This is a genomic window from Haloimpatiens myeolchijeotgali, assembly GCF_042688525.2.
Lineage (GTDB): Bacteria > Bacillota > Clostridia > Clostridiales > Clostridiaceae > Haloimpatiens.
This window is the reverse complement of the sequence record NZ_JBHWAB010000001.1, coordinates 271,789-284,230: the sequence shown is the minus strand read 5'-3', so window position 1 is coordinate 284,230 and position 12,442 is coordinate 271,789. Positions and strand designations below refer to the sequence as shown.

Below are 12,442 nucleotides of genomic sequence, written 5' to 3'. Positions count from 1 at the left end.
CCATCTTTTATTCAATCATTAATTTATATGTAAATTTTAAAATTTTATATCAACATACAGTATATACTACCCTCTATTCTCTGTCTAGTTTACTGCTTTTATGAATACATTAAATTAAACAGCAACTTGTTTTATCACCAAGTGCTGTTTAACATTTATAAACTAATATTGTATTTCTGTTAATCGTATTTTCATATTATGGATTTTACCATTTCTCCACACTTTACAGGTAACTCTATCTCCAACTTTATGTTTCTCTAAAATTTCTGATAGCTGACCAAATTCTTTTACCTTTTTATTATCGAACTCAATAATTATATCTGATGGCCTTATCCCAACCTTATCCGCACCTGTTCCAGGTATAACTTTAGTTACAAATATACCTTCTACTCCATTTGTTGCTTTTGGATTAGCTGTTCCTCCATATATTCCTATAATAGGTCTTGAAATTCTTCCATGTTTCATAAGTTCATCAATTATATGTTTTGCCTCATTACTTCCTATAGCAAATCCCATTCCTTCAGCATCATATTTAGAATTTATTTTTAAACTATTTATTCCTATTACTTCTCCTCTTTCATTACATAATGCTCCCCCACTATTACCAGGATTGATTGCTGCATCTGTCTGAATAACTTTATATACTGATTCTCCAACTCGTAAAGTTCTATTTAATGCACTAATTATCCCAGAAGTAACAGAACCTGCAAATTCTTCTCCTAAAGGATTTCCAATAGCTATAGCTAAATCTCCTACTCGAACTTTAGAAGAATCTCCAAATTTAGCCACAGGTAAATTTCTTGCCTCAACTTTAATAACTGCTAAATCTGATTTAGGATCTTTACCTATAACTTTGGCAGTTAACTGTTTACCACTTGATAATTTAATGGTTATAGTACTCGCACCTTCTATTACATGATAATTAGTAACTATATATCCTTTTTCATCAAAAATTATTCCTGAACCAGTTCCTTTACTTACATTTCCAAAAAAACCTTCTGCTTTATTACTTATAGCTACAACCGCCGGTCCTACTACCTCTGCCACTGTAGTTATAGCGTTTTGTTTTATAGGCTTACTTTGTACTGATATATTATTTTTACTATTTGATGTTTTATTTTCATAACTTTCTACTACCTCGGGATATTTTTTATTGATAAAATAATTTGCTGATAATATTCCTGAAATTATAGCTATTAAAATAAATACTATACTTCTAAAAAATATTATTGTAAATCTACGTTTTCTATTTCTTCTAAAATTTATACACCCATCCTTTTTTTCAACATCTGCCCATATGGTGTCATTCACTTCCTTATAATCGTCATTCATGTTTAACACCTCTCACTCTAATAAAAATATTCTATTTAAAATTATTATATTGAAAATATGTTAATTCAATATTAATGAATTGTAAGTATATTTTAACTTCTAGTTAATGTAAATGTAAACGCTACTCCTTTATCCCTATTTTCAACCCAAATATCTTCACCAAGTTGTGTTAACAAACTTCTCACTATGGATAAGCCTAATCCTGTACTAATTTTAGATGATCTTGCCTTATCAGCTTTATAAAATCTATCCCATACATGTTTTAAATCCTCTTCTTCTATAGCTGGACCACTATTAAAAATTGTTACATAAGACTTCTTTCCCTTTGTTTTAGTGGATATATTTATCTTACCTCCATCATTAACATACTTAATAGCGTTGTCTAGTATATTAGTTATAATTTGTATTAATCTATCTCTATCTGCAATAACATAATCTTCCTCTTTTTCAAAACAAACATCTACTTTTAAATTCTTATTTCTTATTTTAGTTTCAAATTTTATAACAACTAATCTCATAATTTCATTTAAATTTAACTGTTGAACTTTCATTGTGAATCTGCCTGATTCTATAGCTGATAAATCCAAAAGATCGTTAACAAGCCTTGTTAGTCTTTGAATCTCTTCGTATGCTATTGATAAATAATTAGTTTGCTTTTCTGCTGGTATTATACCATCCAATATACCTCCAATAAATCCCTTAATAGATGTTATAGGCGATCTAATCTCATGTGAAACATTGGATATAAATAACCTTCTGTTTTTGTCTACTTTCTCTAAAGAATTAGCCATAGAATTAAAGGAATTTGCAAGTTCCCCTATTTCATCATTAGATTTTATGTGGACTCTTTTATCAACTTCACCTTTTGATATTTTCTCAGCTACAGTATTAATTTTTGATAACGGTTTAATAATTATTCTTTGAGAAAAATAATAAATAACTATAGATGATATTATTATTGCTAATACAGCAGAAATCCATATTATTCTATATACACTTTTTAAAGCTTCATCTATGCCTTCTAATGACATATGCATTATAATTGTTCCTTTAAAATTATCTCTGTAGGTTATTGGTATCTCCAATGTATGAACAGGCTGTGAAAATATATTTTCATAAGTACCTCTTTTTTCTACAATTTTTTTCTGTCTCAATTTTCCTAAATCATCAGCTAAAATTTGCTTTCCTTCTATATTTCTATACTTATTGTTAGATACAGCATAAATATATCCATACTTATCAGAAAGCCAAATATCTACATTAAGATAATCTCCTATAAGCTCTAACTGCTTATTTATCTCAAATGTAGATATATCTCCATACATATATTGAATAGCAGAAGTTCCTATAAGTTTTGCTTTTGCCATCAATTCATTTCTTTTTTGTCCGAAATAATAATTTTCAAACCATAACGACAATACTGTAGCAAGTATAGAAAAACTAATAGCAATTATAATGGTATACGTAGCTACCATTTTTGAAAATAATCCTTTTTTTCTCATTTAGTTCACCTCAAATTTATAACCAACTCCCCAAACCGTTTCTATCTTCCAATTTGATCCTCCTTCTAATTTTTCTCTTAATCTTTTTACATGAACATCTACTGTTCTTGAATCTCCAGGATAATCGTATCCCCAAACTTCACACAACAACTGTTCTCTAGTAAAAACTCTATTCTTATTACTTGCTAAATAATATAACAGTTCAAATTCTTTTGGTGGCATTTTTATGTCTTGTTCTTTATAAATAACCTTATATGAATTAATATCTACTGTTAAATTATCAAAAGATAAAACTTCTTTATTGATATTATCCACATTATATCTTCTAAGAACTGCTTTAACTCTAGCAAGCATTTCTTTAGGTTCAAATGGTTTAACTATATAATCATCTGCACCTAATTCTAATCCTAATACTTTATCAAAAGTTTCTCCTTTTGCCGTAATCATAATAACTGGTGTCTCATGTTCTTTTCTTATCCATTTTAAAACATCAATTCCGTCTATATTGGGTATCATAATATCTAATAATACTAAATCAGGTTTGTACTCTGAAAATTTTTCTTCTGCACTCTTGCCATCATAAGCAAGTCTAGTTGAATAACCTGCACTTTCCAAATACATTTTTATTACTTCACATATATTTTCATCATCATCAACAACTAAAATTTTACCCATTGTTCCTTCCATACTATATCCCTCCAAAACACTATTAAAATAAGTATTATCTTTAATTTACCACATAAATTAAATTTGTTTATACAGTTAATAAAAATGTTACAATTTTTTTACTATATATACAAATAGGCATGCAATATTATATATTGTATGTATAATATCACACGCCTATCTCTACTATATATTATTTAATAAAGAAACATATTTTATGTATTAATTAGTTTCCAAATAATTTACTAACTGATATATCTTCATATATTCTTCTTATTGCTTCAGCTAATAAAGCAGCAACTGATAATGTCTTAAATTTATCTAATTTTTTATCCTGTGGTAAATCAATAGTATTTAACATTACTAATTCTTTTATCACTGATTTTTCTATTCTTTCTATTGCTGGTCCAGATAAAACAGCGTGACTACAACAAGCATATACTTCTTTAGCTCCTAATTTTACTAATGCATTTGCACCATTAGTTATTGTACCTGCTGTATCTATCATATCATCAATTAATATAACTTTCTTATCTTTAATATCACCTATGACATTCATAACCTCTGATACGTTAGCTTTTGGTCTTCTTTTATCAATTATAGCTATTGGACAGTGAAGCATATCTGCAAACTTTCTTGATCTAGCAACACTACCAAGATCTGGTGAAACTACTACTACATCTTCTTGATCCTTAAATCCTTGCTCTATAAAATATTTTGATAAAAGTGGTGCTCCTAGTAGGTGATCTACTGGTATATTAAAATATCCTTGTATTTGAGCTGCATGTAAATCCATTGTAAGTACTCTATCTGCACCTGCAGCTGTTAATAAATCTGCTACTAATTTTGCTGTAATTGGATCTCTAGCCTTAGCTTTTCTATCTTGTCTTGCATATCCATAGTAAGGAATAACAGCTGTTATTCTACCTGCAGACGCTCTCTTAAAAGCATCTATCATTATTAAAAGCTCCATTAAATTATCATTCACTGGAGCATTTGTAGATTGAACAACAAATACATCAGCACCTCTTACTGTTTCACCTATATTTACGGAGATTTCACCGTCACTAAAAGTTGAAACTTGTGCATCCCCAACTTTAACACCTAAAATATCAGCTATTTCTTCTGCAAGTTTGGGATTAGAGTTTCCTGTAAAAATTTTAATATTTTTGCCATGGGTTATCATTATATAAACCTCCTTAAAATTATTTCCAGACGCCTTTCTTATCCACCCAGCCTTCTTTATTTACTTGTTTAGCTCTTGCTATAGCTAAAGCCTTTTCAGGAACTTCATCAGTAATTGTAGAACCTGCTGCTATATAAGAATTATCATTTACAACAACTGGAGAGACTAAATTTGTATTGCATCCTATAAAAGCATTGTTTCCTATTACAGTTTTATATTTATTTTTACCATCGTAATTAACAACAACTGTTCCACATCCGAAGTTACATCCACTTCCTACTTCAGCATCACCTATATATGTTAAATGAGATACTTTTGTACCATCACCTATGCTAGATTTTTTTATCTCAACAAAATCACCTATTCTAGTTGACTTTCCAATATTACTTTGAGGTCTTATATATGCAAATGGACCTACTGTAGTACTTTCGCCTATTTTACTCTCTAGAATAACTGAATTTTGGATAGTCACATTATTTTCGATAATACTATCATTTATTCTAGAATTAGGATATATCATACATGATTTTCCTATATTTGTATTTCCTTCTAATACATTTCCAGGATAAATTATAGTATCATTTCCTATTTCTACATCTGGTCCTATATACGTATTATTTGGATCTATTATTGTAACACCATTTTCCATATGATAATTATTTATTCTTTTTCTCATTATTTTCTCAACTTCTGAAAGTTGAACTCTAGAATTTACTCCTAAAGTTTCTTCAAATGTTGTATCTATAGCACCAACTTTTTTACTTTCTTTTTTCAATATAGAAATTACATCAGTTAAATAATATTCTCCTTGAGCATTATTGTTATTTAATCTATTGAGAGAAGATAATAAATCCTCAATATCAAAGCAATACATACCTGAGTTAATTTCATTTATTTTTACTTCTTCTTCATTACAGTCCTTGAACTCTACTATCTTTTCTACTTCGTTGATATTGTTTCTTATTATTCTTCCATATTCTGCTGGTTCATCAACTTTTGAAGTAAGTATTGTTGCACTAAACTCATTTTCCTCATGATATTTAATAAGCTTTTTTACTGTCTCTGGTCTAATAAGCGGTGCATCTCCTGTAAAAATGGCTACTGTTCCACTTTTACCCTCTAAAAATTCTTTTGTACACATTACCGCATGACCTGTACCTAATTGCTCTTTTTGAAAAGAGTATACAACATGTCTATTTTGTGTAGCACTTTTCACTTTTTCTGCACTCTTACCTATTACTACATTTACATCTTCTATATTAGCCTTTCTCATAGTGTCTATTACATGATTAACCATTTCTTTATTACATACTTTATGAATCACTTTTGGCAGATCAGATTTCATTCTTTTCCCTTTTCCTGCCGCTAATATTATAGCACATTTATACAATTGCAACACCTCTTTTAGGTATATATTCTTATATAATTCTACAAAATTCTTTAAAACACCACTTATTATTATATTTTAAACAGTAATTATTTGCAACATAGCCAAAGACATTTTCAATATTTTATATTGACAAAAAAACAAAAAGGAGTTAAAAACCCCTTTTTATTCTTCTTCTACGTTATTTTCAATATTATTTTCAACTTTATTGATTTCTTCACTCTTAGCTTTCTCATATTGATCTAAGATAGCTTTTTGAATTTTTTGTCTTGTGTCAGTATTAATTGGATGAGCTATATCTTTAAATTCTCCATCTGGTGTTTTTCTGCTAGGCATAGCTATGAAGAGACCATTTTTACCCTCTATAACTTTGATATCATGAACAACAAATTCATTATCAAAAGTTACGGAAACTATCGCCTTCATCTTTCCCTCTGCAGCAATTTTTCTAATCCTAACGTCTGTAACTTGCATAAAAATCCACCTCCAAGATGTTTTAACTATGTTATTAATTCTCTATTATTTTCAAATTTCCTTCTAAATATTCAAAAAAATATTGATTTTTTTGAAAATTTCAATTTTTGTATTTCATTCCATCATTTTATGAACTTAGATGGACTTATTTTAACACTACCATTTTCATCTATTCCGCTTAGTTCTATAAGGGATAAATACTTATTTACCATTTTTTTAGGAGTACCCACATTATCAATTAAAACTGCTATTCCTAAAAGTTCACTTTCAAATTCTTTCAATAAATCTACTATTCCTAAAGCAGTCCCTCCAGCTTTCATAAAGTCATCAATAAATATACACTTACTTCCTTTTTTCATAGCTTTTTTAGAAAGTGACATTGTTTGTATTCTTCTACTAGAACCAGATATATAATTAATACTTACTGTAGTTCCCTCTGTAACCTTTGTATCATGCCTTACTATAACTAATTGTACCCCTAACATTCTAGCTACCTCATATGCAAGAGGTATACCTTTAGTTTCTACTGTAACTACATAATCAATGTCCATATTACTAAAAGCAGATGCTAAAATAATTCCTGCCTTATATACTATTTGAGGATTATACATTATATCAGTCATATATATAAAATTCCCTGGTATAACTCTCTCTTTGTCTTTTAATAATTGGCATAGTTCATCTATAAATAGTCTTTTCTCTTCATCAGAAATATTGCAAATATACTTAACCCCGCCTGCAGCACCAGATATTGTTTCAATATTTCCCATATTAAGTTCTTTCAAAATTTCCCTAACAATAACTAAATCCTCACTTATAGAAGACTTTGCCGCATTAAATTTTTCTGTAAATGTATTCAAATTTATGATTTTGTTAGGATTATCTGTTAACATTTTTGTAATAGCTATTACTCTTTGGTTTCTACTTAATTTCTTCATATAATCACCTATATTCTAAATTTTACGAATTTTATTTTCATAATATATCTTATTATTCATATTCTATTCTAAATTATTTACAAAATCAATACAATTATATTCAAAGAAAAATATAAATTTTATATTTGATATCTATATTTTTGTATCGTTTTAAAGAATTTTTGTATATAATTTAAAATATAGTGTTTTTAAGGAGTGATTATTATGTCATTTAATTTTTTAAAAGATAAACATAAAAAAATTCATTTTATAGGAATAGGCGGTATAAGCATGAGTGGCCTTGCAGAAATACTACTAGAAAATAACTATACAGTTTCTGGTTCAGACAGAAATTCTTCTCCTATCATAGATAAATTAAGGGATAAAGGTGCTGAAATTTACATAGGTCACAATGAAAATAATATTACTGATGCTGATTTAGTTGTATATACTGCAGCTATTCCTAGTAATAATCCTGAAATTCAAAAAGCAAAATCTTTAAATATTCAACTAATGGATAGAGCTGAATTTCTAGGACAAATCATGAAAGGTCATAAATATAATGTGGCTATATCAGGTACTCATGGAAAAACAACCGCCACATCCATGTTATCTCACATTACATTAGCTGCAAATTTAGATCCCACTATATTAGTAGGTGGTCAACTAGATGTAATAAATGGTAATGTCAGAACTGGTAATAGTGACTATTTTATAAGTGAAGCATGTGAATATAAAGCATCATTTTTAAAATTTTATCCTTATATAGGAGTCATATTAAATATAGAAGAAGACCATTTAGATTTTTATAGAGATTTGCAGCATATTGAAAATACTTTTTTAAAATTTGCAAAATTAATTCCAACAGAAGGTTTTTTAATATCTAATTTCGATGATGATAATGTTAGAAATATTACAAGTAAAGTAAATTGTAATATCTTAAGTTTTGGAATAAACAATGGTCAAATTCGTGCTAAAAATATATCATTTAATGACAAAGGCTGTGGAATTTTTGATGTTTACGATAACGAAAATAAGTTATTTACAGTAAATTTAAAAGTTCCAGGAAAACATAATATATTAAATGCTTTATCAACTATATGTGCAGCTTTTAGTTTAAACATTGATAATAAATTTATAATAGAAGGGCTTGAAAACTTCGGTGGAACTCATAGACGATTTGAAATAAAAGGAATAAAGAATGGAATTACTGTTATTGATGATTATGCTCATCATCCTACAGAAATAAAAGCTGCTTTGGCTGCTGCAAAAAATTATCCTCATAATAAAATATATTGTGTTTTTCAACCACACACATATACAAGAACATCTACATTATTTGATGATTTTGTAACTTCATTTTTTGATTCAGATCAATTAATATTAGCAGATATATATGCTGCTAGAGAAAAAGACCCTGGTACAATAAATTCTAAAATGCTAAGTGATAAAATAAAAGAAAAAGGCGTCAATTCAGTTAACATTCATAGCTTTGAAGAGATTGTTAAGCACTTAAAACCACAACTTCAATCTGGCGATTTATTAATGACTCTTGGGGCTGGTGATGTATATAAAGTGGGAGAAATGTTTCTTCAAAAATAATAAGTTAAATTTTCCTAGATGAAAATAGCCTCTGTGGAAAATAATATATTGCAAAATTGAATAATAAAATAATGTTAAATATGGTATTAGAAGTCGATATTTTGAATATATCAATACTTCTAATACTTTTTTTATGCATATATACACTTATCCTTTTCTTTGTAATTCAACTTTCGCAGTAAAAAAACACTTCTTAGCGAAAGAAAATGATATCTTGCGTAAGAAACATTTGAACAAAGTTTACAAGTTCTAAGCAAGATATCATTTTCCGTAGCGGCTATTTTTCACCTACCAAAGTTGAGTTTGTAATAAAAAACATTCCATTAACTTCAAAACATAGAACATCTGTGCATTTTTTATGATATTTCAGTAAATAATATAATTATAAGCTTGGAGGTGTGTTAATTGAAAAATTTTTTTGTTTCTGCTTTTGTTAATATTATCTTAATCCTTATTTCTTATGGTATCTTTAGAAAAGTTATTAGTGGCCCAACACGTCACAAATTATATGAAAAATTTTTAAATTCCTTTGCTAAATTTATAATATACATATTTATAGCTACTACTTTAATCACTGGTTTGACAGCTTTAATATTATATAAAACTAGATATATAGTATATCTCAATATAATTGCACCTGCTTTAGTTTCTATTCTTGTAGGTTTTGTTATGTCTACTGTTCCCACTCGTGGTAGTGGTGATAAAAAGAAAAATAAATAGACTAAAAATATTATTTTTTATTGTTTTTTAAAAAAATTTGTGGTTTTTTATTGACATTTTACATTTTATGATTTATACTATTCCTTGTCCTTCGGGGTGTGGCGCAGATGGGAGCGCGCGTGGTTTGGGACCATGAGGCCGCAGGTTCAAGCCCTGTCACCCCGACCAATTGTAAAATCCTATGCATTATGCATAGGATTTTTTTATATACCTTATAACTCAACTTTCGCAGTAAAAAAATACTACTTAGCGAAGGGAAATTATATATTGCGTAAGAAACATTTGAACAAAGTTTACAAGTTATTAGCTTTACGAATTTGAAAAAAGTTATTTTTTCAACATGAGTAAAGCTTAGAACTTGTTACTGAAGTGAAAGGTTTCTACGCAAGATATCATTTCCCGTAGCGGCTATTTTTCATCTGCGAAAGTTGAGCTTATAATTAATATATTTGATATAATACACATATTAAACTTTTAGCGAGGTGATTATAATGTTAAAAAATATAAAAGCTGCTATATTTGATATGGATGGTACTATAATAGATTCTATGTGGGTATGGTCTAAGATTGATAACGATTATTTAGCAAAACGAAATATTTCCGTACCAAAAGATCTAAAAGATAGTATAGAACATTTAACTTTCGAAGAAACGGCAAAATATTTTAAAAATAAATTTAATATACAAGATGATATAAAAACAATAATGAATGAATGGAACGAAATGGCCTATGATGAATATAAAAACAATGTTAAACTAAAACCTGGAGTAAAAAAGTTTTTATCTTTGTTAAAGTCTCTAGATATAAAAATAGCACTTGCTACAAGTAATTGTACTTTACTTTTAGAAACTGCATTAAAACAAACTGGTATTTATGATTATTTTGAAATTATAACTACAACAGACGAAGTAAACAAAGGAAAAAGTAGTCCTGATATATATTTGCTTACTGCTAATAAATTAAATGTTAAGCCTGAAGAATGTATAGTATTTGAAGATATTCTTCCAGCCGTTCAAGGTGCTAAAGCTGCTGGAATGAAAGTTGTAGCTGTTCATGATCCATTTTCTGAATATCAAAAAAACGAACTTATAAAAAATGCAGATAAATATCTAACAACTTATGAAGAATTTGAAGCTGTATAAGACTAAAAAAATAAGTAATATATACTAATTTAAAGAATACAATAGTAACAAACCTTTATTTTAAAGGAGGATACTATTTGTTTACTGTTTTTTTATTTTTAATAGTATTAATCCCTTGTCTATATTTTGTGTATACTACAAAACAAAAATCAGACAATTTAAAAAAACAAGTAATATTACTAACAAAACAAAATAATTATATTCATAATTTTAAAAATGATAAAGTAAAAAATGAATCAATATCTATAAGATATGAGTCTCCTAAGTACAAAAATGGTATTATAATAAAAGATTGTAGTTTATATATTGCTCCTCTAGAAGATTATCCACAAATATATAAACTTCAAGAAAATACAAAAGTAGATATTCACGATAGTGCACAAATCAATTCTGAAATTTGGTATGAAATTTCTATTCCGTATACATCTAAAATTAACACTAAAGGGTGGATAAAGGAAGATTTTATATCTGTAATAGAAAATGAACATATTAACGAAAATGAATAATAATTTTTATTTATGAAGAAAAGCTGTCTCAAAATATATTGTATATAAAATATATTTTGAGACAGCCATATTATATTATGTACCCATCTTTATATTCTGGAACTTTTTTAATTATATCTTTCTTACAACAATATTTTAAGTCACCTTCTAATCCTAATTCTTTAAGTCTATTGTAATGTTTTGCATGATTTATAAAATCTAAAACATCTCTATTATTTCTATAAATATAATGAGCAGTTTTTGCAATATCTGTTAAATTTCCATTTGAATTTTTTAAAATACAATCTATAATATATCCACTACATATAAAATCATCCATAGAAAATTCACCATTTGTACCAGAATTAACAATAACTATATCCTCATTTAATTGTGCTAATTTTTCACCAACAAACTTACCATTGAGAAGAGCTGCTATAAATATTCTTTTAGCACTTTCACATCCTTTTATAGCTCTTGTACCATTAGATGTTGTCATAATAAGTGTTTTCCCTTGTGCTAAATCCTTTTTATACTCTAAAGGAGAATTAGAAAAGTCAAATCCATCTATTTTAACAGCATTCCTTTCTCCACCAAGTACATATTCATCTAAATTTTCCTTTGCTATTTCCCTAGCTTCTTCTATTTCAACTACTGGTATTACTTTTTTACATCCATTATTTAATGCAGTAACTATTACTGATGTTGCTCTTAGCATATCTATTACTACTACAGATTTTCCCTTTACTTTTTCCTGTTTTATATCACTTGCTGATATTATTATATCAATATTCATTTTCCCATCCCCCATTTTATATTAAGAATTAATAATTCAACTTTCGCAGAACAAAAATACTGCCTAGCGAAGGGAAATGATATCTTGCGTAAGAAACATTTAACAACAATTAAGAATTAATAATTAATAATTAAAAATGAATGTTGATTTTTGCTAAAGCAAAAATCTTTAATTATATTTTATTTTTCCTTAAGGAAAAATTTCCTTAATTATTAATTATTCATTATTAACTA

12 protein-coding genes and 1 tRNA gene are annotated in these 12,442 nt (G+C 27.7%); 5 read left to right on the top strand and 8 right to left on the bottom strand.

Features of this window, described 5'->3' with window-relative positions; genetic code table 11:
- Window positions 1-162: 162 nt before the first annotated feature.
- From ACFIJ5_RS01445 to purR, 7 genes are all read right to left on the bottom strand, one after another.
- The gene (locus ACFIJ5_RS01445) at window positions 163-1,332 is read right to left on the bottom strand and encodes a S1C family serine protease (RefSeq protein WP_379802971.1); all 1,170 of its coding nucleotides are present in this window, start codon (window positions 1,330-1,332) and stop codon (window positions 163-165) included.
- Window positions 1,333-1,424: 92 nt separating this feature from the next.
- Entirely contained in the window at window positions 1,425-2,834 is a 1,410-nt protein-coding gene (locus ACFIJ5_RS01440; protein ID WP_379802968.1) for a sensor histidine kinase, read from the bottom strand.
- Window positions 2,835-3,521, bottom strand: a complete 687-nt coding sequence (locus ACFIJ5_RS01435) for a response regulator transcription factor (protein WP_379802966.1) — start codon at window positions 3,519-3,521, stop codon at window positions 2,835-2,837. It lies immediately after the preceding gene.
- A gap of 205 nt (window positions 3,522-3,726) precedes the next feature.
- Window positions 3,727-4,686, bottom strand: coding sequence for a ribose-phosphate diphosphokinase (locus ACFIJ5_RS01430; RefSeq protein WP_379802964.1), 960 nt, complete (start codon window positions 4,684-4,686; stop codon window positions 3,727-3,729).
- A 19-nt stretch (window positions 4,687-4,705) separates the two neighbouring features.
- Window positions 4,706-6,076, bottom strand: a complete 1,371-nt coding sequence (gene glmU / locus ACFIJ5_RS01425) for a bifunctional UDP-N-acetylglucosamine diphosphorylase/glucosamine-1-phosphate N-acetyltransferase GlmU (protein WP_379802962.1) — start codon at window positions 6,074-6,076, stop codon at window positions 4,706-4,708.
- Window positions 6,077-6,238: 162 nt separating this feature from the next.
- Window positions 6,239-6,547 (bottom strand): septation regulator SpoVG, encoded by a 309-nt coding sequence (gene spoVG / locus ACFIJ5_RS01420; protein WP_379802960.1) that lies wholly within the window; start codon window positions 6,545-6,547, stop codon window positions 6,239-6,241.
- A gap of 122 nt (window positions 6,548-6,669) precedes the next feature.
- Complete coding sequence (gene purR / locus ACFIJ5_RS01415) at window positions 6,670-7,485, bottom strand: pur operon repressor (RefSeq protein WP_379802958.1); 816 nt, start codon at window positions 7,483-7,485, stop codon at window positions 6,670-6,672.
- A gap of 204 nt (window positions 7,486-7,689) precedes the next feature.
- Here purR and murC point away from each other — a divergent pair, with 204 nt between their 5' ends.
- The 5 genes from murC (at window position 7,690) to ACFIJ5_RS01390 (ending at window position 11,434) form a co-directional block, all read left to right on the top strand.
- Window positions 7,690-9,066 (top strand): UDP-N-acetylmuramate--L-alanine ligase, encoded by a 1,377-nt coding sequence (gene murC, locus ACFIJ5_RS01410; protein ID WP_379802956.1) that lies wholly within the window; start codon window positions 7,690-7,692, stop codon window positions 9,064-9,066.
- A 405-nt stretch (window positions 9,067-9,471) separates the two neighbouring features.
- Window positions 9,472-9,786, top strand: a complete 315-nt coding sequence (locus tag ACFIJ5_RS01405) for a hypothetical protein (RefSeq protein WP_379802954.1) — start codon at window positions 9,472-9,474, stop codon at window positions 9,784-9,786.
- Between the two features lie 92 nt (window positions 9,787-9,878).
- A tRNA-Pro gene (locus tag ACFIJ5_RS01400) sits at window positions 9,879-9,954 on the top strand.
- Window positions 9,955-10,277: 323 nt separating this feature from the next.
- The gene (locus ACFIJ5_RS01395; RefSeq protein ID WP_379802952.1) at window positions 10,278-10,928 is read left to right on the top strand and encodes an HAD family hydrolase; all 651 of its coding nucleotides are present in this window, start codon (window positions 10,278-10,280) and stop codon (window positions 10,926-10,928) included.
- A 77-nt stretch (window positions 10,929-11,005) separates the two neighbouring features.
- On the top strand, window positions 11,006-11,434 hold the full coding sequence (locus ACFIJ5_RS01390; RefSeq protein ID WP_379802950.1) for a hypothetical protein: 429 nt from the start codon (window positions 11,006-11,008) through the stop codon (window positions 11,432-11,434).
- A gap of 70 nt (window positions 11,435-11,504) precedes the next feature.
- On the opposite strand, the gene ACFIJ5_RS01385 is transcribed toward ACFIJ5_RS01390, so the two are convergent.
- Window positions 11,505-12,209, bottom strand: coding sequence for a 2-phosphosulfolactate phosphatase family protein (locus ACFIJ5_RS01385; protein ID WP_379802948.1), 705 nt, complete (start codon window positions 12,207-12,209; stop codon window positions 11,505-11,507).
- Between the last annotated feature and the right edge of the window lie 233 nt (window positions 12,210-12,442).

Excerpts from the sequence above, each read along its gene's own strand:
- ACFIJ5_RS01445 (WP_379802971.1), bottom strand. The coding sequence starts at position 1,332 with ATGAATGACGATTATAAGGAAGTGAATGACACCATATGGGCAGATGTT.
- ACFIJ5_RS01440 (WP_379802968.1), bottom strand. The coding sequence starts at position 2,834 with ATGAGAAAAAAAGGATTATTTTCAAAAATGGTAGCTACGTATACCATT.
- ACFIJ5_RS01435 (WP_379802966.1), bottom strand. The coding sequence starts at position 3,521 with ATGGAAGGAACAATGGGTAAAATTTTAGTTGTTGATGATGATGAAAAT.
- ACFIJ5_RS01430 (WP_379802964.1), bottom strand. The coding sequence starts at position 4,686 with ATGATAACCCATGGCAAAAATATTAAAATTTTTACAGGAAACTCTAAT.
- spoVG (WP_379802960.1), bottom strand. The coding sequence starts at position 6,547 with ATGCAAGTTACAGACGTTAGGATTAGAAAAATTGCTGCAGAGGGAAAG.
- purR (WP_379802958.1), bottom strand. The coding sequence starts at position 7,485 with ATGAAGAAATTAAGTAGAAACCAAAGAGTAATAGCTATTACAAAAATG.
- murC (WP_379802956.1), top strand. The coding sequence starts at position 7,690 with ATGTCATTTAATTTTTTAAAAGATAAACATAAAAAAATTCATTTTATA.
- ACFIJ5_RS01395 (WP_379802952.1), top strand. The coding sequence starts at position 10,278 with ATGTTAAAAAATATAAAAGCTGCTATATTTGATATGGATGGTACTATA.
- ACFIJ5_RS01385 (WP_379802948.1), bottom strand. The coding sequence starts at position 12,209 with ATGAATATTGATATAATAATATCAGCAAGTGATATAAAACAGGAAAAA.